Annotated in this window: 20 protein-coding genes; 14 read left to right on the top strand and 6 right to left on the bottom strand. The window is 57.3% G+C overall.

The genetic code is table 11. The features are described 5' to 3' along the window. Window positions 1-384: 384 nt before the first annotated feature. The 4 genes from AC2CF9_RS13595 to AC2CF9_RS13580 form a co-directional block, all read right to left on the bottom strand. Entirely contained in the window at window positions 385-807 is a 423-nt protein-coding gene (locus AC2CF9_RS13595; RefSeq protein ID WP_094111732.1) for a hypothetical protein, read from the bottom strand. 99 nt (window positions 808-906) lie between these two features. After that, the gene (mmuM, locus tag AC2CF9_RS13590; protein WP_484557249.1) at window positions 907-1,839 is read right to left on the bottom strand and encodes a homocysteine S-methyltransferase; all 933 of its coding nucleotides are present in this window, start codon (window positions 1,837-1,839) and stop codon (window positions 907-909) included. Beyond that, complete coding sequence (gene mmuP, locus AC2CF9_RS13585; RefSeq protein ID WP_484557248.1) at window positions 1,829-3,241, bottom strand: S-methylmethionine permease; 1,413 nt, start codon at window positions 3,239-3,241, stop codon at window positions 1,829-1,831. Before mmuP ends, mmuM begins: the two co-directional genes overlap by 11 nt. Before the next feature lie 132 nt (window positions 3,242-3,373). Next, window positions 3,374-3,712, bottom strand: coding sequence for a DUF2002 family protein (locus tag AC2CF9_RS13580; protein ID WP_039379762.1), 339 nt, complete (start codon window positions 3,710-3,712; stop codon window positions 3,374-3,376). 148 nt (window positions 3,713-3,860) lie between these two features. On the opposite strand from AC2CF9_RS13580, the gene AC2CF9_RS13575 reads away from it, so the two are divergent. The 9 genes from AC2CF9_RS13575 (at window position 3,861) to emrB (ending at window position 13,121) form a co-directional block, all read left to right on the top strand. Next, on the top strand, window positions 3,861-4,175 hold the full coding sequence (locus AC2CF9_RS13575) for a DUF883 family protein (RefSeq protein WP_150018118.1): 315 nt from the start codon (window positions 3,861-3,863) through the stop codon (window positions 4,173-4,175). A gap of 263 nt (window positions 4,176-4,438) precedes the next feature. Further along, window positions 4,439-4,681, top strand: coding sequence for a glutaredoxin-like protein NrdH (nrdH, locus tag AC2CF9_RS13570; RefSeq protein ID WP_150018117.1), 243 nt, complete (start codon window positions 4,439-4,441; stop codon window positions 4,679-4,681). A 4-nt stretch (window positions 4,682-4,685) separates the two neighbouring features. Next, on the top strand, window positions 4,686-5,090 hold the full coding sequence (nrdI, locus tag AC2CF9_RS13565) for a class Ib ribonucleoside-diphosphate reductase assembly flavoprotein NrdI (RefSeq protein WP_039379768.1): 405 nt from the start codon (window positions 4,686-4,688) through the stop codon (window positions 5,088-5,090). Further along, complete coding sequence (gene nrdE / locus AC2CF9_RS13560) at window positions 5,069-7,207, top strand: class 1b ribonucleoside-diphosphate reductase subunit alpha (protein ID WP_484557247.1); 2,139 nt, start codon at window positions 5,069-5,071, stop codon at window positions 7,205-7,207. The genes nrdI and nrdE overlap by 22 nt, the downstream gene beginning before the upstream one ends. Window positions 7,208-7,214: 7 nt before the next feature. Continuing rightward, window positions 7,215-8,174 carry a class 1b ribonucleoside-diphosphate reductase subunit beta gene (gene nrdF / locus AC2CF9_RS13555; RefSeq protein WP_370513345.1) on the top strand — a complete coding sequence of 320 codons (960 nt, stop codon included), beginning with the start codon at window positions 7,215-7,217 and terminating at the stop codon, window positions 8,172-8,174. Window positions 8,175-8,363: 189 nt separating this feature from the next. Beyond that, on the top strand, window positions 8,364-9,542 hold the full coding sequence (locus AC2CF9_RS13550) for an MFS transporter (RefSeq protein WP_484557246.1): 1,179 nt from the start codon (window positions 8,364-8,366) through the stop codon (window positions 9,540-9,542). A gap of 174 nt (window positions 9,543-9,716) precedes the next feature. Continuing rightward, a complete protein-coding gene (gene mprA, locus AC2CF9_RS13545; RefSeq protein ID WP_039379772.1) occupies window positions 9,717-10,247 on the top strand; it encodes a transcriptional repressor MprA in 531 nt (176 codons plus the stop codon). A gap of 149 nt (window positions 10,248-10,396) precedes the next feature. Then, the gene (emrA, locus tag AC2CF9_RS13540; RefSeq protein WP_150018113.1) at window positions 10,397-11,569 is read left to right on the top strand and encodes a multidrug efflux MFS transporter periplasmic adaptor subunit EmrA; all 1,173 of its coding nucleotides are present in this window, start codon (window positions 10,397-10,399) and stop codon (window positions 11,567-11,569) included. A 16-nt stretch (window positions 11,570-11,585) separates the two neighbouring features. Then, the gene (gene emrB, locus AC2CF9_RS13535) at window positions 11,586-13,121 is read left to right on the top strand and encodes a multidrug efflux MFS transporter permease subunit EmrB (protein WP_484557245.1); all 1,536 of its coding nucleotides are present in this window, start codon (window positions 11,586-11,588) and stop codon (window positions 13,119-13,121) included. A gap of 39 nt (window positions 13,122-13,160) precedes the next feature. On the opposite strand, the gene AC2CF9_RS13530 is transcribed toward emrB, so the two are convergent. After that, the gene (locus AC2CF9_RS13530; protein ID WP_484557244.1) at window positions 13,161-14,354 is read right to left on the bottom strand and encodes a tRNA/rRNA methyltransferase; all 1,194 of its coding nucleotides are present in this window, start codon (window positions 14,352-14,354) and stop codon (window positions 13,161-13,163) included. A gap of 156 nt (window positions 14,355-14,510) precedes the next feature. Here AC2CF9_RS13530 and trxC point away from each other — a divergent pair, with 156 nt between their 5' ends. From trxC to AC2CF9_RS13505, 5 genes are all read left to right on the top strand, one after another. Further along, on the top strand, window positions 14,511-14,930 hold the full coding sequence (trxC, locus tag AC2CF9_RS13525) for a thioredoxin TrxC (protein ID WP_150018194.1): 420 nt from the start codon (window positions 14,511-14,513) through the stop codon (window positions 14,928-14,930). 76 nt (window positions 14,931-15,006) lie between these two features. Continuing rightward, window positions 15,007-15,711 carry a tRNA-uridine aminocarboxypropyltransferase gene (locus AC2CF9_RS13520; RefSeq protein WP_484557243.1) on the top strand — a complete coding sequence of 235 codons (705 nt, stop codon included), beginning with the start codon at window positions 15,007-15,009 and terminating at the stop codon, window positions 15,709-15,711. Between the two features lie 86 nt (window positions 15,712-15,797). Then, on the top strand, window positions 15,798-18,497 hold the full coding sequence (locus AC2CF9_RS13515) for a bifunctional acetate--CoA ligase family protein/GNAT family N-acetyltransferase (protein WP_484557299.1): 2,700 nt from the start codon (window positions 15,798-15,800) through the stop codon (window positions 18,495-18,497). 75 nt (window positions 18,498-18,572) lie between these two features. After that, on the top strand, window positions 18,573-19,928 hold the full coding sequence (gene pssA, locus AC2CF9_RS13510; RefSeq protein ID WP_484557298.1) for a CDP-diacylglycerol--serine O-phosphatidyltransferase: 1,356 nt from the start codon (window positions 18,573-18,575) through the stop codon (window positions 19,926-19,928). 4 nt (window positions 19,929-19,932) lie between these two features. Next, the gene (locus AC2CF9_RS13505) at window positions 19,933-20,253 is read left to right on the top strand and encodes a YfiM family lipoprotein (RefSeq protein ID WP_150018110.1); all 321 of its coding nucleotides are present in this window, start codon (window positions 19,933-19,935) and stop codon (window positions 20,251-20,253) included. Here AC2CF9_RS13505 and AC2CF9_RS13500 read toward each other — a convergent pair whose 3' ends face one another. Continuing rightward, window positions 20,254-21,558 (bottom strand): MFS family transporter, encoded by a 1,305-nt coding sequence (locus AC2CF9_RS13500; protein WP_484557242.1) that lies wholly within the window; start codon window positions 21,556-21,558, stop codon window positions 20,254-20,256. Window positions 21,559-21,900: the final 342 nt, after the last annotated feature.

Raw genomic sequence — 21,900 nt, 5'->3', positions numbered from 1 at the left:
TCAGGGGCGCATGAATGCGCCCCCTACGGTAATCCTGAGGCACCTGAACATTCTGCCAGGGGCGCATGAATGCGCCCCCTACGGCACCTGAAACCTTCGTAGGGGCGCCATTAATGGCGCCCTGGCCAACGTTGCCGGGAATCTGCCAAGGGCGCATCGATTTGCCAGGGGCGCATGAATGCGCCCCCTACGGCACCTGAATCCCTCGTAGGGGCGCCATTAATGGCGCCCTGGCCGACGTTGCCGGAAATTTGCCAGGGGCGCATGAATGCGCCCCCTACGGCGCCTGAACCTTTCGTAGGGGCGCCATTAATGGCGCCCTGGCCGACGTTACCGGAAATTTGCCAGGGGCGCATGAATGCGCCCCCTACGAACCCGCGGGAGTTAGCGGCCGCGCGCGCCCGTTACGTTCAGCACCGGCTGCGGATGATCCGGCTTCAGGGTATACATCCCGCCATAGAACGGATCGACTAACAGCCAGCCCGGGAAGCCGAGCAGCGGAATATTTCCCAACACGTACCAGAGATTGGCACTCGCCTCAATGGGCAGCGTCAGCGGGACATAGCCCGGGCTTTCCAGCATGACCTGATAATGTTTTTTGCCGAAGTAACTGCCGTTTGATTTTGCCAGGTCCACGGTCTGAGGCGTGTAGCCCTGCGCCACCGCGCGCCCGGTCTCATCCTGTACCGTAAAGCGGGCGCCTTGCGGAATGGAGTCGATTTTTACCGGCTGCGTGTCTGTACCGACAATAGTGGCACAGCCGCTTAGCAGCAGCGCGCAGGCGGGAAGAGTGTGTCGCAGGTTCATAGCAGATCCGCATCAGAGTCAGAGAGCACAGTGTAAACCGTGCTCTCTGGCTTTTCACTGACGACAATCGCGCTATCAGTGTGCTTTTTTTGTGCTTATTCAGCGTTGACAACAGGCAGCAATTGCCCGGATATCCTCAGGCGACGTCCGGCAGCAGCCGCCAATCAGCTGCGCACCCGCCTGCTGCCATTCGTTAAACTTCTCCTGCAGCGTGCAGCCTGAGGGTGCTGAATGCCAGCTTTTACTCTCTGCGTCATACTGCTCGCCGGAGTTAGGGTAGACCAGCAGCGGCTTCTGCGTCAGCGCCTGTAGCGTCCGCAGCGCCGGCGTGACGCTCTCCAGCGCGATACAGTTGATCCCCACCGCCACCACCTGCGGTGCCGCGTTAATCACCTTCATCACGCTCTCAAGCGGCGTGCCGTCGCTGATATGCTCTGCATCACGCAGCGTAAACGAAAACCACGCGCTGCTTTGCGGAAATTCAGCCAGCAGCGCGATCAGCGCCTGCGCTTCACCAAACGACGGCAGCGTTTCACACGCCAGCAGATCGACACCCGCCTCCAGCAGCGCCGCCACGCGCGGCCGGTGGAAATCTTTCATCTCTTCCGGCGGCAGCGCGTAATCGCCGCGATATTCGGCCCCGTTTGCCAGATAGGCGCCCCACGGCCCCACCGAACCGGCGACCAGCAGCGGCGCCGTGGTGCCGGAAGCGGCGCGATAGTCATCGCGTGCACGCTGCGCCAGCGTCACGCTCAGGCGAATCAGCTCGCCCGCTTTGCCGCTCTCCAGGCCGCGCGCGGCAAAACCGCGCGGCGTTGCCTGATAGCTGGCGGTGATCGCCACCTGCGCGCCGGCAGCAAAGTAGTCGCGGTGCACGGCATAAATCAGTTCCGGCTGCTCCATCAGCACCTTTGCTGACCAGAGGGAATCTGCCAGATCGCAGCCGCGCGCCTCCAGCTCGGTGGCCAGTGCGCCATCAAGGATCAGCGGACGGGTCTGGGTGAGTGCTTCAGCAATCGGGTTACGCGGCATGGTTGCTCTCCTGCGTCTTAAGGGGTTTACGTCGCCGGGTAACATAGTAAGCAGCATAACAGAGCAGTACAAACGGAATACCGCACCAGAGCGCAATGCGCTGCGACGGATCGAAGGCCAGCCCCACGCACGCCAGCAGGCAGAGCACAAACCCCAGCACCGGCACCACCGGATAGAATGGCGCGCGCCAGGCGAGTTGTCTGATATCCTTGCCGGCACGCACATAGCGCCGGCGGAAAACGTAGTGCGAGGCGCAGATACTGAGCCAGACGGCCACCACGGCAAAACCGGAGATCGCCGACAGCGCCACAAATACTGTATCCGGCGCGATCACGCTGGAGAAGAGCGCCAGCAGGCCACCCAGCATGCTGATGGTGATCGCCAGCACCGGAATACCGCGCCGGTTCACGCGCGCAAAACAGCGCGGCAGCGTATTTTCATTCGCCAGCGACCAGAGCATGCGTCCGGAGGCATAGAGGCCGGAGTTAGCGGCGGAGAGGATCGCCGTGAGAATCACAAAATTGAAGATGTCAGCTGACCAGGGAATACCGATTTTTTCAAACACCAGAACAAACGGGCTCTTGACGATGCCTGCCTGATCCATCGGAATAAGTGCCGCCAGCACAAATACCGTGCCGACAAAAAAGATAATCAGGCGCGCGACGGTAGTACGGATAGCCAGCGGCAGCGCTTTCTGCGGATCCTCGGTCTCCCCTGCTGCAATCCCAATCAGTTCAGTACCGGAAAACGCAAAGTTTACCGCCACCATGGTCATCAGAATCGGCAGCGTGCCGTGCGGCAGCCAGCCTGACGCCGTCAGGTTATGCAGGCCAGGCGCGGCAGAGCCATCTTTCAGCGGGATAAAGCCAAACATCGCGGCGCCACCCAGCACAATAAAGGCGATGATGGTGACCACTTTAATGATTGAGAACCAGAACTCACCTTCGGCAAAAAAGCGCGTCGAGATGATATTCAGCAGATAGATAGCCAGACAGAACACCAGGCACCAGAGCCAGACCGGCACCGCCGGGAACCAGTACTGCATACAGAAACCGGCCGCGGTCAGGCTCGATCCCAGCGCCACGGTCCAGGTGAGCCAGTAGAGCCAGGCGACGGTATAGCCCGTGGCCGGGCTCAGATAGCGTGCGGCATAGACGTGAAACGCGCCGGTTTCCGGCATCGCTACCGCCAGCTCGCCCAGGCAGGCCATGACCAGCCAGACCACCAGCGCGCCAATCAGATAGGCCAGCAGCGTGCCCGCTGCACCGGTGGTTGAGATGATATAGCCGGTATTGAAAAACAGGCCGGTGCCAATGACGCCACCCAGCGACAGCATCACCAGGTGCCGCACTTTCATCGTGCGTTTGAAACTTTCCTGCGGAGGGGTATTCGCGCTTTGCATACTGATAATCCATATGGACGTCTAAACTTCTATATGGATACAGAGTTATACGCATCCGCGCTGCGTTTTGCAACGTGGCAGAAACCGGGGATGGTACAGGCCGGGAGAGCCCCGCGTTAACGGGGCGGGAAATCAGGCGCCAAACACGCCCTGCAGATAGCGCTCCAGCGCAACGCGGGAACTGAAACCGTGGGGAATACCGTAGTGTTCCTGTGAATCACCCATCAGGTAGAGAGGGAATTGCGTGTAGTGATCGCAGGTTTTCATCTCTGAGGCGGGCTCAGCAAAGTGCTGGCTTTTCTCTTTCAGCGTAGGATGGATCACCAGCGCCGTGCGTCCCAGACGCGCCTCACGGTTAACATAGACGTAGTTTTCACCACGGCGGTAACCATAGGTTTTTGGCGTCAGAACATCCATTTCGAATCCTGCTTTCTCCAGTACGCGCGCAACCTCATCCGGACGTAAATACATGCTTGCTCCTCTCTTCTCACAGCCCCGCAACCTTACAACAGACCTATGGTACAGACATTCGGATTTTCCCTAAAGCCTGGCATAGCGCTGCGTTTAATCACGTATCGTCTACACTTAGTATTACGTTTTAAATCAAAGGGAGCGAAAAATGTTTAATCGAACCACTAAAAACGATGACATTGATATCAATCAGGATGTAAACGATCTGGCTGATTCGCTGGAAGCGTTGCTCAAGTCTTATGGCAGCGATGCTAAAGATGAAGTCGACAGCGCGCGCGACAAGGCGCAAAAATTGCTGAAGCAGACCCGTGCGAAAATGAACGGCAATAGTTCAGTTTCCCAGGCGGCGCGCGATGCCGGCTATCAGGTTGACGCCTACGTACGCGATAAGCCGTGGCATGGCGTAGGAGTGGGTGCCGCCGTGGGTCTGGTTCTGGGTGCACTGCTGGTGTCCCGCCGCTAACCGGCACATGATTCTGAAAAAGCCCTGCTGATGCAGGGCTTTTTTTTGCTTTTCAGCGACCAGAAAAATTTTTTCTATTGCAAAAAGCGCAGCCTGCCTGGGTTGTTGTACCGCCAGAGCAATACCCCCTTCGGTTATCGGGTTGACCGCAGCAAGCACCACATCTAGTATTTAGTTATACAAAAGGCACTACATATTGATTTATGACCGGTTGCGACTGGCAACAGCCGCTATCTTCCTGTCACTAAAAGGAAATGCGAATCATGAGCATTATTATTTACACTAAGAGTAACTGTGTCCAGTGTGATACCACTAAAAATGCCCTGGACCGCTGCGGCATGACGTATCAGCTCATCAACCTTGATACCGCGCCTGAAGCGCTCGGAGAACTCAGAGCGCTGGGATACCGCCAGGTGCCGGTTGTCATGACGCCGGATGACAGCTGGAGCGGTTTCCGTCCAGATAAAATTGCTGCGCTGCGGCACTCCGCTGCGGTAAGTGAATAGCGCCATGTATCCGCTGGTCTATTTTTCCAGCCGGTCAGAAAACACACACAGGTTTATTACCCGCCTGGCGCTGCCGGCGCACCGCATCCCTGCAGAAGCTAACCAGCGGCTGCAGGTTGACCACCCCTATATTCTGGTGGTGCCGAGCTATGGCGGCGGCGGTGTGCAGGGGGCCGTCCCGCGCCAGGTGATTCAGTTTCTTAACGACAGCGCAAATCGTCGCGGCATCCGTGGCGTCATTGCCGCCGGCAACCGCAATTTCGGCAGCGGTTTCTGCCTGGCAGGCGACATCATTGCGCGTAAATGTCAGGTGCCCTGCCTTTATCGCTTTGAAATGATGGGCACGCCGGAAGACATTGCGCAGGTTAAAGCAGGAGTAACCCAATTTTGGCAACAGCAGACACCCTGAACAGCACGCAGCTCGATTACCACGCGCTGAACGCGATGCTGAATCTGTATGACACAGCGGGTCATATTCAGTTTGAAAAAGATCGCGAAGCGGCGCGGCAGTTTTTCCTGCAGCACGTTCAGCCCAATACGCTGACCTTCAGCTCCGCCGCTGAGCGGCTGCGCTATCTGGTTGAGGAAGGCTACTACGAAGCCAGCGTCCTGAATCAGTATGACTTTCGCTTTCTCTGCGCACTGCATGATGAAGCGGATGCGCAGGATCACCGCTTTCACACCTTCCTCGGTGCCTGGAAGTTTTACACCAGCTATACGCTGAAAACCTTTGATGGCAAACGCTACCTGGAGACCTTCACCCAGCGCGCCTGTATGGTGGCGCTGACGCTGGCGCGCGGCGATGAGCAGCAGGCGCGGGCGCTGCTGGCAGAGATCCTGAGCGGCCGTTTCCAGCCCGCCACGCCCACGTTTCTGAACTGCGGCAAGCAGCAGCGTGGTGAGCTGGTCTCCTGCTTCCTGCTGCGTATTGAAGATAATATGGAGTCGATTGGCCGCGCGGTGAACTCTGCCCTGCAGCTCTCTAAACGCGGCGGCGGCGTGGCGTTTCTGCTTTCTAACCTGCGCGAAGCGGGGGCGCCGATCAAGCGTATCGAAAACAAGTCATCCGGCGTGATCCCGGTCATGAAGATGCTGGAGGATGCGTTCTCTTACGCTAATCAGCTGGGCGCGCGTCAGGGTGCCGGTGCGGTCTGGCTGAACGCCCATCATCCCGATATTTTGCGCTTCCTCGATACCAAACGTGAAAACGCGGATGAAAAAATCCGCATCAAAACGCTCTCGCTGGGCGTAACGATCCCGGATATCACCTTTCAGCTGGCAAAAGAGAACCGGGATATGGCGCTGTTTTCGCCGTATGACGTTGAGCGCATCTATGGCAAAGCGTTCGGCGATATCAGCATCAGCGAGCACTATGACGCGATGCTGGCGGACGATCGTATCCGCAAAACCTATATCAACCCGCGCGACTTTTTCCAGACGCTGGCAGAGATCCAGTTTGAGTCGGGCTACCCCTATATCATGTATGAGGACAGCGTTAACCGCAGCAATCCGATTGCCGGGCGCATTAATATGAGCAACCTCTGCTCAGAAATTTTGCAGGTGAACAGCGCCAGCGAACTGAATGAGGATCTCAGCTACCGGCGCACGGGCAAAGATATCTCCTGTAATCTCGGCTCGCTGAATATCGCACACGCGATGGATTCCCGTGACCTCCCCCGCACCGTGGCGGTGGCGGTGCGGGCGCTCACTGCCGTGTCAGAGATGAGTGAGATCGCTTCGGTGCCGTCCGTCGCCGAAGGCAATCGCCGTTCACACGCCATTGGCCTCGGGCAGATGAATCTGCACGGCTATCTGGCGCGGGAAGGTATCGCCTACGGTTCAGAAGAGGCGCTTGATTTCACCAACCTCTACTTTTACTGCGTCACGTTTCACGCACTGCGTACCTCAAACCAGCTGGCCCGGGAGCGTCAGCGCAGCTTTGACGGGTTTGAGCAGTCGCACTACGCCAGCGGAGCGTACTTCGACAAATATATTACGCGCAGCTGGCAGCCGCGCACCGCGCGCATTGCGCAGCTATTTGACGATGCCGGTCTTGTTCTGCCGACGCAGGCTGACTGGCAGGCGCTGCGGTCGGCGGTGATGCAGCACGGGCTGTTTAACCAGAATCTGCAGGCGATCCCGCCAACCGGTTCTATCTCCTACATCAACCACGCCACCTCAAGTATTCATCCGATTGTGTCGCGCATTGAGATCCGTAAAGAGGGTAAAACCGGACGCGTCTATTATCCGGCGCCGTTTATGACCAATGAAAACCAGGCGTTTTATCAGGATGCCTACCAGATTGGTCCGGAAGCGATTATCGATACCTATGCTGAAGCGACCCGGCATGTCGATCAGGGATTGTCGCTGACGCTGTTTTTCCGCGACGACGTCACCACGCGCGATATCAACAAGGCGCAGATTTACGCCTGGAAAAAGGGCATTAAAACGCTCTATTACATTCGTCTGCGTCAGATGGCGCTACAAGGCACGGAGGTTGAGGGCTGCGTCTCCTGCGCCCTGTAAAATTATGATGAAACTTAATGCTATTCAGGCGATTAACTGGAATCGCCTGCAGGATGATAAAGATCTTGAGGTCTGGAACCGTCTGACCAGTAATTTCTGGCTGCCGGAAAAAGTGCCGCTCTCCAACGATCTGCCTGCGTGGCAGGCGCTGGAACCGGCGCAGCAGCAGCTGACCATCCGCGTATTTACCGGCCTGACGCTGCTCGATACGATTCAGAATGTCGTGGGCGCACCGGGCCTGATGCCGGACGCCGCCACGCCGCACGAAGAAGCGGTGCTGTCAAATATCAGCTTTATGGAGGCGGTACACGCCCGCTCCTACAGCTCGGTTTTCTCCACGCTATGCAACACGGCGGACGTTGACGCTGCCTACCGCTGGAGCGAAGAGAACGCCGCGCTGCAGAAAAAAGCGCAGATCATTCTGGCGCACTATCAGGCGGACGATCCGCTGAAGAAAAAGATCGCCAGCGTTTTCCTGGAGTCGTTTCTGTTTTACTCCGGCTTCTGGCTGCCGATGTACTGGTCCAGCCGGGGCAAGCTGACTAACACCGCCGATCTGATCCGCCTGATCATTCGCGATGAAGCGGTTCATGGTTACTATATTGGCTATAAATATCAGCAGGCGCTGCAGCACGCCGATGCCGCACGGCGTGAAGCGCTGCAGCAGTTCGCTATCGATCTGCTGCTGGAGCTGTATGAAAACGAACTGGCTTATACCGATGCGCTGTATGGGGAATCGGGCTGGGCGGAAGAGGTGAAAGCTTTTCTGCACTACAACGCTAATAAAGCGCTGATGAATCTGGGCTATGAAGCGCTGTTTCCGGCAGAGATCGCAGCAGTTAACCCGGCGATACTGGCGGCATTGTCGCCCAACGCAGATGAAAACCACGACTTCTTCTCCGGCTCCGGCTCCTCCTATGTCATGGGCAAAGCTGTGGAAACAGAAGATGAGGACTGGGATTTCTAGCGGCGCGCAGCCTGTTTTCCGCACCACGGGAGAGCCTCTGTGGTGCTACCCTCCTCTTCTTCCCGCACGGTAAAAGCCAGCGCAGCGTGCGCTATAGCGTACTGGTACGTCCTGTTAATTATCACAACTATGAAATAATTTTTTCGGTTACTATTATCCCCATATGATTATTTCACTGTGTATCCGCTCATGAGTTCATCTCCGGCACGCCTCAGTGCCCCATTAGTGGCGCTGATGTCAGTCGCGACAGGGCTGGCGGTGGCCAGTAACTACTATGTGCAGCCGCTGCTCGATACGATTGCGCATCAGTTTGGTCTCTCTGTCAGCGTAGCGGGCTTTATCGTGACCACCGCGCAGCTTGGCTACGCCTGTGGATTGCTGCTGCTGGTGCCGCTGGGCGATATGCTGGAACGCCGCGCTCTGATTGTTTCGATGAGCCTGCTGGCGGCGGGCGGCATGATGCTGACCGCCCTCTCCTCTTCGCTGACGCTGATGCTGCTGGGTACGGTGGTAACCGGTCTCTTCTCGGTGGTAGCACAGCTTCTGGTACCGCTGGCTGCCACGCTGGCTGCTCCGGAAAAGCGTGGCAAAGTGGTAGGCACGGTCATGAGTGGCCTGCTGCTGGGCATTTTACTGGCGCGTACCGTTGCTGGCGCGCTGGCTCAGGTTGCCGGGTGGCGCAGCGTTTACTGGTGCGCCAGCGTGCTGATGATCCTGATGGCGCTGGCGCTGTGGCGCTATCTGCCGCGCTACCAGCAGCGCGTGCCGCTTAACTATCTGCAGCTGCTGCGCTCAATGTTTTCCCTGTTCAGCGCCGATCGGGTGTTACGTACCCGGGCGCTGACCGGCTGCCTGAGTTTTGCAAACTTCAGCATGCTCTGGACTTCAATGGCCTTTTTACTCGCTGCACCGCCGTGGAATTTCAGCGAGGGCGAGATCGGCCTGCTGGGTCTGGCAGGCGCTGCAGGCGCGCTGGCCGCACGTCAGGCGGGCGGACTGGCAGACCGGGGCAAAGCAAAACTCACCACCAGCGCCGGACTGGTGATCATGTTGATCTCCTGGGGCGTGACCGCACTGGGCAGCAGCAGCCTGCTGGCGCTGATTGCCGGTATTGTGCTGCTGGATCTGGCGGTTCAGGGCGTACATATCACTAACCAAAGCGTTATCTATCGCACCCTGCCCGAAGCGCGTAATCGCCTGACGTCCGGCTATATGACCAGCTATTTTACCGGCGGTGCGCTGGGTTCGGTGATCTCGGCTAACGCCTTTCATCTGTTTGGCTGGTATGGCGTCTGTGCGGCGGGTGCTCTGGCGACGCTGCTTAATCTGGCAATCTGGTGGCGTAACGCCAGCGCAGAGCCTGCATGAGCAAGAAAAACAGCGTAAATCGGTAAGCTGCGCTGTCCATTAACAGGTGAGTTTGATATCGTTAGCAGTGTACTTATTCACCGTAGTTATTTTTACTCTCGAAATTATCCCATAGCGAAGCGGTTAGCACGCTGAATGTGATATTTCTACGTTGCAATCAAGAGGTTTTTTTAGATGGAAAGTTCGTTTACTCCCATTGAGCAGATGCTGAACGTCCGGGCAAATCGTCATAAAGATTTTCCGCTGCAGGAAATTATCCTGACCCGCCTGTGTATGCATATGCAGGGCAAGCTGCTGGATAACCGCAACAAAATGCTCAAGGCACAGGGAATTAACGAAACCTTATTTATGGCGCTGATCACGCTGGACGCGCAGGAAAACCAGAGCATTCAGCCATCGGAACTGAGTGCGGCGCTGGGCTCTTCGCGCACCAACGCCACGCGCATTGCGGATGAACTGGAAAAGCGCGGCTGGATCGAACGCCGTGAAAGCGACAACGATCGCCGCTGCCTGCATCTGCATCTGACGGAAAAAGGCAACGAGTTTCTGCGTCAGCTGCTGCCACCTCAGCACCAGAGCCTGCAGTATCTCTGGTCGTCACTGAGCGCCACCGAGCAGGAGCAGCTGGAAGCCATCACGCGCAAGCTGCTTAACCGTCTGGATAAAATGGACGAAGATCAGGTTATCGCTTCACTCTCTCGCTAATAGCAAGAAGTGCGACACAACCCCCTGCCGAAATCGCTATTTTAATTTTCCTTTATCTGGCCAGCGCCTTTTGCGCTGGCTTTTTCGATTCGGGTCACCGTGTTGATGGATCAGCACACCCCGGCTTATGGCATAACGTGGAGAACGACATGAGTGCGACAGCGGAAGCTCAAAGCCCGCAACAGCCTGCAAATAAGAAGAAGAAGCGTAAAATTGCGCTGATCCTGCTGGCTGTCGTGTTTATTGTGGCCGGTATTGGCTATCTGACTTACTGGTATCTGGTACTGCGTCATTTCCAGGAGACTGATGATGCCTATGTAGCAGGCAATCAGGTGCAGGTGATGGCGCAGGTTTCCGGCAGCGTTAACAAAGTATGGTTTGATGATACCGATCGCGTCAAAAAAGGCGACGTGCTGGTCTCACTGGATAAAACCGATGCGCAGCAGGCCTTTGAAAAAGCGCAGACCGCCCTGGCCACCAGCGTGCGGCAGACGCATCAGCTGATGATCAACGGCAGGCAGTATCAGGCCACCATCAAGCTGCAGCAGACAGCTCTGGAACAGGCTGAAGCCGATCTGAAGCGCCGCGAACCGCTGGGCGCCTCAAATCTGATCGGCCGTGAAGAGCTGCAGCACGCGCGTGACGCCGTGGCGACCGCGAAAGCGCAGCTTGACGTCGCTGTGCAGCAATATAATGCCAACCAGGCGATGATCCTGAATACCAGTCTGGAAAATCAGCCTGCGGTGCAGCAGAGCGCTGCTGCCCTGCGCGACGCCTGGCTTAATCTGCAGCGTACCGATATTCGCAGCCCGATAGATGGCTATGTTTCACGCCGCAGCGTGCAGGTAGGCTCGCAAATCGCCACCACCACCCCGCTGCTGGCCGTAGTGCCCGCCACCAACCTGTGGGTAGATGCCAACTTTAAAGAAACGCAGCTTGCCGGCGTCCGCATCGGCCAGTCTGCAACCGTGGTCAGCGATATCTATGGCGATGATGTGGTCTATCACGGCAAGGTCGCGGGGCTCGATATGGGAACCGGCAGCGCCTTCTCGCTGCTGCCCGCGCAAAACGCTACCGGCAACTGGATCAAAGTCGTACAGCGCCTGCCGGTGCGTATTGAACTGAATCCGGATGAAGTGGCGGCGCATCCGCTGCGCATCGGACTCTCGACTCTGGTGAAAGTTGATACGCAGAACAAAGAGGGTGCAGTGCTGGCTGGTGCCGTTCGTCCGCAGGCCGCCTATGAGAGCAACGCGCTGGCTATTGATCTTGCACCGGTGAACCAGATGATTACCGCTATCGTTCGTGCCAACGCGGGCTGATCCGCCGGAGACTGTTATGGCACAAAAACCGCTTGAGGGCGCGCCACTTGTTCTGATGACTATCGCCCTGTCGCTGGCGACATTTATGCAGGTGCTCGACTCAACTATCGCCAACGTGGCGATCCCGACCATTGCCGGTAATCTGGGCGCGTCGAATTCACAGGGCACCTGGGTTATCACCTCGTTCGGGGTGGCTAACGCCATCTCGATCCCGATTACCGGCTGGCTGGCAAAGCGCATCGGTGAAGTGAAGCTCTTTACCTGGGCAACCATCCTGTTTGCACTCGCCTCCTGGGCGTGTGGCATGTCAGAAAGCCTGGAGATGCTGATCTTTTTCCGTATTCTGCAGGGAGTTGTGGCTGGTCCGCTGATCCCGCTGTCGCAAAGCCTGCTGCTGAGTAACTATCCCCCGGCTAAACGCAGTATTGCCCTGTCGCTGTGGGCGATGACGGTGATCGTTGCGCCAATCTGCGGCCCGATCCTGGGCGGCTGGATCAGCGATAACTATCACTGGGGCTGGATCTTCTTTATCAACGTGCCGATTGGCATCGTGGTGGTGATGCTGACGCTGCAGACGCTGCGCGGCCGTGAAACCAAAACCGAGATCCGCCCGATCGATATTGTCGGTCTGGTGCTGCTGGTGGTCGGCATCGGCGCGCTGCAGGTGATGCTGGATCGCGGTAAGGAGCTCGACTGGTTCAGCTCAACAGAGATTATCGTGCTGGCGGTGGTGGCGGTGGTGGCGCTGGCGGTGCTGCTGGTGTGGGAGCTGACGGACGATCATCCGATCGTTGACCTGTCGCTGTTTAAAATGCGCAACTTCACCATTGGCTGTCTGTCGATAAGCCTGGCCTACATGCTCTACTTCGGCTCCATTGTTCTGTTGCCGCAGCTGCTGCAGGAGGTCTACGGCTATACCGCCACCTGGGCCGGACTCGCATCTGCGCCGGTCGGAATTATTCCGGTGATCCTCTCACCCATTATTGGCCGGTTCGCCCACAAGCTCGATATGCGCCGGCTGGTGACCTTTAGCTTTATCATGTACGCCGTCTGTTTCTACTGGCGCGCCTACACCTTTGAGCCCGGCATGGACTTCGGCGCATCCGCCTGGCCGCAGTTTATTCAGGGCTTTGCCGTGGCCTGTTTCTTTATGCCGCTGACCACCATTACACTGTCGGGATTGCCGCCGGAGCGCCTCGCCGCTGCCTCCAGCCTCTCTAACTTTGTGCGTACCCTGGCAGGATCGATCGGAACCTCTATTACCACGACCCTGTGGACCAACCGTGAGTCGATGCATCACAGCTATCTGAGCGAATCCGTCAATCCTTACAACCAGAATTCGCAGGAGATGTATGCGCAGCTGGAAGGCATGGGCATGAGCCACCAGCAGGCGTCTGCGTGGATTGCGCGGGAGATCACTAATCAGGGCCTGATTATTTCAGCCAATGAGATTTTCTGGGCGTCTGCGGGGGTATTTGTGATTCTGCTGGTGCTGGTATGGTTTGCCCGTCCGCCATTTGGTGCAGGCGGCGGAGGGGGTGGCGCGCACTGAGCCGCCACCATGCAAAACGGGCCGCGATGGCCCGTTTTTTTATGCGTTCTGACGCCACCATTCGGCCAGCAGAATACCGGTTGCTACCGAGACGTTCAGGCTCTCGACGTTGCCGGTTCCGCCAATCGACAGGTTGAGTTCGCCCTGCCGGAAGGTGCTGTCTGACAGCCCTTCCCGCTCCTGACCCAGCACCAGTACCATTTTCGCCGGCAGTTCGGCGCGCGCCAGCGGCGTGCCCTCATGGCTCGACGTGGTCACGATGGTGTAGCCCGCCTTGCGGAACGCATCAAGGCTTGCAGCGAAATCTTCGCCGTTGATCGCCTGTACGTGCTCAGCGCCGCCTTCAGCAGTACGCACGGCGGCGCCCGACTCCAGCTGCGACGCATCATTCACCAGCAGCCCCTTCACACCAAAATGCGCGCAGCTGCGCATAATGCCGCCCAGGTTGTGCGGGTTGCTGACATCTTCCAGCGCCAGCACGCAATCTTTGTGCTCTGCCTTTTTCAGCCACTCTGATACCGCCATGCCGCTGCGCTTTTTGATAATAAAGCAGACGCCGCCGTGATGTTCGGTACCGGACGCTTTCGCCAGCTCAGCCTCTTCAACCACGTGATACGCTTTGCGGTTTGCGGCCAGCCAGCGCAGCGTTTCGCGAAAGCGCGGCGTAACGCTCTGGACAAACCAGGCGCGCACGATGCTCTCCGGACGGCTCAGGAACAGCGCCTGACAGGCGTTTTCGCCATAGACGCGCGTCTCTTCCTGGCGCTGACGGCGGATCTGCTCGGAATCGATTACCGGCTTCGCGTCAGCGGCGTCATCTGCCGGGCTGCCGGCAGCGGCAACCGGCGGGCGGGATACGGTGCGCCACGGCGAATCACTGAAGCCGCGATCGTCGCGATCGTTACGCTCTGGGCGACTGCTGCGCTCGCTGCGATCATTACGATTCGTGCGGCGGCCGCGGCCGGCATCATCGCTGCTGCGCGGTGCGCGTGAGCGGCCAGCGTCATCACGATTGCGTGAGCGACCGGAATCGTCACCGCTGCGCGGCGCGCGCGATCGATCGCTTTCGTCATTATTGCGATTGCTGCGGGGAGCAGAGCGACGATTATCTTCCTGGCGCGCAGCAGGACGGCCGCCTTTGCCGGTACGCGGATTTGGCTTACTGCCGCCCTCCTCTTCACGTACATACATCACTTTTACCTTGCCGCTTTTGCCTTTAAATTCGTCGTTCATCTGTTCCTCCAGCATTGAGAGCGCGAAGATTACCTGATGTGCCAGCGCTTAGCTATCAACTATTGAACCTATTGGGTAATCCAGATTGAGCATAGCATTCAGCTTTTTCATAATATGACTCTATCATCAGATTTACAGGACCGGTTTGAGATGACAATAAATACTGTATGCGCCGGCTGTCAGGCAGTTAACCGCGTTCCCGAAGCGCGTCTGACCGACGGTGCCAAATGCGGTCGCTGCGGCGAAGCGCTTTTCAACGGCGAGGTGGTTAATGCCACAGCCGCTACGCTGGATAAATATCTGCAGGATGACCTGCCGGTCGTGATCGACTTCTGGGCGCCGTGGTGCGGCCCCTGCGTGAACTTTGCGCCCGTGTTTAAAGAAGTCGCGGCTGAACGCAGCGGCAACGTGCGCTTTATTAAAGTTAATACGGAAGCTGAGCAGGCGCTCAGCACGCGTTTTCGTATCCGCACCATCCCGACCATCATGATTTTTAAACGGGGCGAAATGGTCGATATGCTGAATGGCGCGATGCCGAAAACGCCGTTTAATGAGTGGCTCGACGAAAACCTGTAATTACTGAAGGCCAGCAGATTGCTGGCCTTGCTTTCCCCCTTCTATTACACTGACGTTTTTCCTGCCCTGCCTGTCTATGTCTGAAAATGCTGTTCTGCGCTTACGGGCGCAACGTCTGGCCCGCGCCACGCGGCCCTTTCTCGCGCGCGGTAATCGCGTTGTGCGCTGTCAGCGCTGTCTGTTGCCAGACAGGCACTGCCTGTGTGCCACGCTGCAGCCGCAGCAGTCGCGCAGCCGCTTCTGCCTGGTGATGTTCGATACTGAACCGATGAAGCCCAGCAATACCGGACGCCTGATTGCCGATGTGCTGCCGGATACCCTCGCCTTCGGCTGGTCGCGAACGGAGCCTGACCCCGCGCTGCTGGCAGCAGTGCAGAGCAGCGACTATCAGCCGGTGGTGGTGTTCCCGGCCTCTTATGCCGATCCCGGACGTGAGGTGCTGACTGCGCCGCCGATTAGCGGTAAACCGCCACTGTTTATCATGCTGGATGGCACCTGGTCTGAGGCGCGCAAAATGTTCCGTAAAAGTCCGTGGCTGGACCATTTTCCGGTGATGTCGCTTAGCGTAAGCACCCCGTCGCGCTATACCCTGCGGGAGGCGCACGGCGAAGGACAGCACTGCACGGCAGAGGTCGCCGCGGCGCTGCTTGCTCAGGCGGGCGACAGCGCGGCCGCCAGCGCCCTGCAGCAGCACTTTGAACAGTTCCGTCACGCCTACCTTGCGGGCAAACCCCATCATCCGGTTCATTCCCAGCAGGCGATAAACAGCAGCGAAAACTGAAGCTGGCTCGCAGCCTGACAGCAGCAAATCGGTTTTCGCCGTAAAAGCGTTTACAATCATGCCAATCCCGACAGCAGGAGTGGATGATGAGTCAACGTGGACTGGAAGCGCTGTTAAGACCTAAATCGATTGCGGTAATTGGCGCCTCGGTAACGCCGGGGCGTGCCGGCTATTTCCTGATGCGCAATCTGCTGGCGGGCGGATTCAGCGGTCCGGTGCTGCCGGTTACGCCAAAATATAAGGCGGTACAGGGCGTGCTGGCATGGCCCGATATCGCCAGTCTGCCTTTTGCTCCCGATCTGGCTATTATCTGCACCCATGCAAAGCGCAACCCAGAGCTGCTGCAGCAGCTGGGCGAAAAAGGCTGCAGAGCCTGCATTATTCTCTCCTCACCCGCCAGCCAGCTTGAGACGCTGAAAACCTGCGCCAGTCAGTGGCAGATTCGCCTGCTCGGTCCTAACAGCCTTGGACTGCTGGCCCCGTGGCAGGGGCTGAATGCCAGCTTCTCGCCGGTGCCTATCGCTAAAGGGCGTATTGCTTTTGTTTCACAATCTGCCGCGGTCTCAAATACTATCCTCGACTGGGCGCAGCAGCGGAATCTCGGCTTCTCCTGGTTTATCGCGCTGGGCGACAGTCTCGATATTGATGTCGATGACGTGCTCGATTTTCTGGCCCGCGACCCGAAGACCAGCGCTATCCTGCTCTATCTGGAACACCTGAGCGATGCCCGGCGTTTTGTCTCCGCCTCGCGCAGCGCCTCACGCAATAAGCCTATTCTGGTCATTAAAAGCGGACGCAGCCGGGAGGCGCAGGCGATGATTGGCACCCTGAGCGGCCTGGATGCCGCCTGGGATGCCGCGATACAACGCGCCGGCCTGCTGCGCGTGCAGGATACGCATGAACTTTTCTCTGCGGTTGAATCACTCAGCCACATGCGCCCGCTGCGCGGCGAGCGTCTGATGATCGTCAGCAACGGCGCTGCGCCGGCTGCTCTGGCGCTGGATGCGCTCTATGCGCGCAGCGGTAAGCTGGCTTCGCTGGATGAAGCGATGCGACAGAGAGTGGCCTCACTGCTGCCGGAGGGCGCTGGCCGGGGAAACCCGCTGGATTTAAAAGATGACGCCACACCTGCCCGCTACGTTGCCTGCATTGAACTGCTGCTCGACAGTCATGAGTTTGACGCCCTGATGATTATTCACTCCCCCAGCGCAGTTGCGCCAGCGACCGAGACGGCGGAGCAGATTATTGCCGCACTCGCGCGTCATCCGCGCGGCCGGCAGATCACGCTGCTGACTAACTGGTGCGGTGAATCCTCATCCCAGGCGGCGCGGCGCGCCTTTACCCAGGCCGGCATTCCGACCTGGCGCACGCCGGAAGGCACCGTGACCGCGTTTATGCATCAGGTCGAGTATCGCCGTAACCAGAAGCAGCTGCGGGAAACGCCGGCGCTGCCGCCGGGACTGCAGCAAAACAGCGCTAAAGCGCATCAGCTGCTGCAGCAGGCTCTTGACCGCGGTGTGACCACGCTGGATACCCATGAGGTGCAGCCCGTTATGCAGGCTTATGGTCTGACAACGCTGCCTGGCTGGATTGCCAGCGACAGTCAGGAAGCGGTCACTATTGCTGAGCAGACGGGCTATCCGGTAGCCCTCAAACTGCGCTCGCCGGATATCGCCCATAAATCTGAGGTACAGGGTGTGATGCTCTATCTGCGCAGCGCTGCGGAAGTCAAACAGGCCGCACAGGCTATTTTTGAGCGCGTGCGCAGCACGCACCCGCAGGCGCGCGTTGATGGCCTGCTGGTACAGAGTATGGCCAGCCGGGCTGGCGCTCAGGAGCTGCGTGTAGTGGTAGACCAGGATCCGCTGTTCGGTCCGATTATCCTGCTCGGTGAAGGGGGGGCTGAATGGCAGCCTGATAAGCAGGCCGCCGTAGCGCTGCCGCCGCTGAATATGACGCTGGCGCGCTATCTGGTGATTCAGGCGATAAAAAGCGGCAAGATCCGCAGCCGCAGCGCGCTGCATCCGCTCGATATCGCCGGGCTGAGCCAGCTGCTGGTACAGGTATCAAACCTGGTTGTGGATTGTCCGGAGATCCAGCGACTTGATATTCATCCGCTGCTGGCATCGGCAGACACCTTTACCCTTATTGATGTCACGCTGCAGCTGGCTCCCTTTAGCGGCGACAGCGAGGCGCGGCTGGTTATCCGCCCTTACCCACAGCATCTGGAGGAGCAGGTTGAGCTGAAAGATGGCCAGCACTGCCTGTTTCGCCCAATCCTGCCTGAGGATGAGCCGCAGCTGCGCGCTTTTATTGCGCAGGTGACTAAAGAAGATCTCTACTACCGCTATTTCAGTGAAATCAGCGAATTTACCCACGATGATTTAGCCAATATGACGCAGATAGATTACGACCGCGAAATGGCGATTGTGGCGGTACGCCAGCGGGAAGGCGCTGAAGAGATTATCGGCGTTACCCGGGCGATATCTGACGCTGATAATGTCGATGCCGAGTTTTCAGTGCTGGTTCGTTCCGATCTCAAAGGGCTGGGTATGGGGCGACGGCTGCTGGAGAAGATGATTCGCTATACCCGCGATCACGGTCTGCAACAATTGAACGGTATAACCATGCCGCACAATAGCGGCATGATTACGCTGGCGCGTAAACTTAACTTTCGCGTGAATATTCAGCTTGATGATGGCATTGTCACGCTTAATTTACCGTTGATTGACGTCGTAACGCCGCCTGTAGAGAACGGTAAAAATCCTCCTCAACAGGTGAGTTAATGTTATTATTTGACGTTAGGATCATGATTTGATGGCAAAAGGCCATACAAATGAACAGAGAAGAAGTGCACTGTGATGTTGTCTAAATTTAAACGCAATAAACACCAACAACACCTCGCACAGCTGCCTAAACTGTCACAATCTGTGTCGGATGTGACCACGCTTTTTTCGCCTGCTGAGTTTCGCGAAACGCTGCTGGCAAAAATTGCAGCGGCAGAAAAACGCATCTGTATTGCTGCGCTCTATCTGGAAAATGATGATGGCGGCCGCAGTGTTATGGAAGCGCTGTATGCGGCGCGTCAGGCTCGTCCGGAACTGGATATCGCCATTCTGGTGGACTGGCATCGTGCGCAGCGTGGGCGTATCGGTGCGGCGCGCGGCCTGACTAATGCTGACTGGTACTGCGAGATGGCTACCCGGCATCCGGATATTGCTATCCCGGTTTATGGCATTCCGGTCAATACGCGGGAAGCGCTGGGCGTCCTGCATCTTAAAGGCTTTATCATCGACGATACGCTGCTTTACAGCGGGGCCAGCCTGAATGATGTCTACCTGCATCAGCATGAGCGATACCGCTACGATCGCTATCAACTGATTCGTAATCCGCAGCTGGCGAATGCGATGTATGAGTGGATCGATGAAAACCTGAAACAGTCTGACGCGGTCAACCGCCTCGATCAGGCTGAGCGCCCTTCCAGCCCGGAAATCAAAAATGAAACGCGTCAGTTTCGCAGCGAGCTGCGCAGTTTTCATTATCATTTTACCGGAGATGCCGGCAACGATACGCTGGCAGTGACGCCGCTGGTGGGCCTGGGCAAGCGCAGTTTACTTAACAAAACTATTTTCCATCTGATGCCCTGCGCCGAGCAGAAGCTGACGCTCTGCACACCCTACTTTAATCTGCCCGCCATTCTGGTGCGGAACCTGATCCATCTGCTGCGTCAGGGCAAGGAGGTTGAGATTATTGTCGGTGATAAGACGGCGAACGATTTCTATATTCCGCCGTCTGAACCCTTCAAAGTAATCGGCGCCCTGCCCTACCTTTATGAGATCAACCTGCGTCGCTTTCTCAGCCGCCTGCAGTATTATGTTGATAACGGTCAGCTGACGGTACGCCTGTGGAAAGATGGTGAAAACAGCTATCACCTGAAAGGTATCTGGGTGGATGATGAGTGGATGATGATCACCGGCAACAATCTCAATCCGCGCGCGTGGCGTCTGGATCTGGAAAATGCGGTATTGATTCACGACCCACTTAATCAGCTGGCGGAGCAGCGCGAGAAAGAGCTGACGCTAATCCGCGAGCATACTACGGTAGTCACTCATTTTCGCGAGCTGGAAAGTATCTCTGACTACCCTGCGAAAGTGCGCAAGCTTATCCGTCGACTGCGGCGCATCCGCATCGATCGGCTGATTAGCCGGCTGCTGTAAAGTCATGCGGACGTGCATCCTCTGTATAGCGTTGCTGTGTAGCGGATGTGCGCATCAGGCGCAGGATCGCTGGACCGGTAAAGATAAAGCGCAGCACTATGTCGCTTCAGCGCTGCTTGCCGCCGCCGGCAGCGAAATCTCCCGTCATCAGCAGCAGGATAACGCCCAAAATATGGGTTTTGGCCTGATGTTTTCTCTCAGTTTTGGCGCGGCGAAAGAGCTCTATGACAGCCGTGCGGCAGGAAGCGGCTGGAGCTGGAAAGACCTTGCGTGGGATGCCGCCGGCGCTGCCAGCGGCATCATGCTCTGGAATATCCGTCACTGACTACAGCGCAATTCCTTTACCCTTGCGATGCAGCATCAGTGAGACCAGGAAAGAGAGCGCGCCCATTGCTGAGACATACCAGAAGAAGCTGGTTTCAATGCCCTCCCTTTTCATCAGCAGAGCGACATATTCAGCCGAGCCGCCAAAAATCGCGTTGGCTACCGCATAAGAGAGTCCTACGCCCAGCGCACGCACCTCCGGTGGAAACATCTCAGCTTTAAGGATCCCGCTGATGGCGGTGTAGAAGCTGGTGATAATGAGCGCCAGCATAACCAGCAGGAATGCGACCCAGTGGCTCTCGGTATGCTGCAGCAGCAGCAGAACAGGTACAGTACAGGTTGCGGCACCCGCGCCAAATATCATCATGGAAGCACGCCGTCCGATTTTATCTGATAGCGCACCGACAACAGGCTGGATCACCATAAAGACCAGTAACGCCCCCGTCATCAGACCGCTGGCACTGCGCGCGTCCATTCCGGCACTGTTAACCAGGTACTTCTGCATATAGGTGGTAAAGGTGTAGAAGCTCAGCGAGCCGCCGGCGGTAAAACCCAGCACCATAAAGAATGCGCGTGAGTGATTGCGCAACAGCCCGATAACGCTGCCCGCATCACGATGCGCGCGATGTGACTTTTCAGAGGTTTCATTCAGAGAGCGCCGCAGCCAGAGTGCGACGATAGCCAGTCCGGCACCGATGAAAAACGGGATACGCCAGCCCCAGCTGCGCAGCGCCTCATCATCCAGCAGCTGCTGCAGTACCACGACGGTTAACACCGCCATCAGCTGGCCACCAATCAGCGTCACATACTGAAAAGAAGCATAAAACCCTTTGCGGCCTTCCAGCGCGACTTCACTCATATAGGTTGCGCTGGTGCCATACTCACCACCCACTGACAGCCCCTGAAACATACGCGCCAGCAGCAGAATAACCGGCGCGGCTATGCCAATTTCGCCATAGCCTGGCAAACACGCAATGACTAAAGAGCCCAGACACATCATGCAGACCGAGATCAGCATAGACGTTTTACGTCCGTGCTTATCGGCAATATAGCCAAACAGCCAGCCGCCGATCGGGCGCATCAGAAATCCTGCAGCGAATACCCCGGCAGTTTGCAGAAGCTGGGTGGTGGTATCACCTGCCGGAAAAAAGACATGAGCAAAATAGAGGGAGAAAAAAGAGTAAACGTAAAAGTCAAACCACTCGACCAGGTTACCGGACGACGCACCGATAATTGCCCGGAGCCGTTGCCGCGTCTCTGCTGCTGATACAGGCGGTCTGCTGTTTTGATGTTCCTGATGGGTCATGCTTTACCTCATTTCCTTGCGAAGAAAGAACGCGAAGCGGGTAGTAAAACATTAGTTTGCCCGATAAGGGAATTGGCTCTGCTCCGGAATGAGAAGCGATAATAAAGAATGAGGAGAGCAGCTGCCGGTTCTGGATATTAATCAGCCTGACCGGATCGCAGACTTTATCGTCAGCTGGCTGAAGAAAGGTTAACTTTTACGCACTTCCAGCTTTTCTGCGGACGTAAAAAAGCCCTGAACAGACGTTCAGGGCTCTCTTACTGGATGGATGCCTGGCAGTTCCCTACTCTCGCATGGGGAGGCCCCACACTACCATCGGCGCTACGGCGTTTCACTTCTGAG

The sequence above is a fragment of the Pantoea sp. SYBGC1 genome (assembly GCF_057197005.1).
This window is presented reverse-complemented; position numbering and strand designations above follow the sequence as displayed.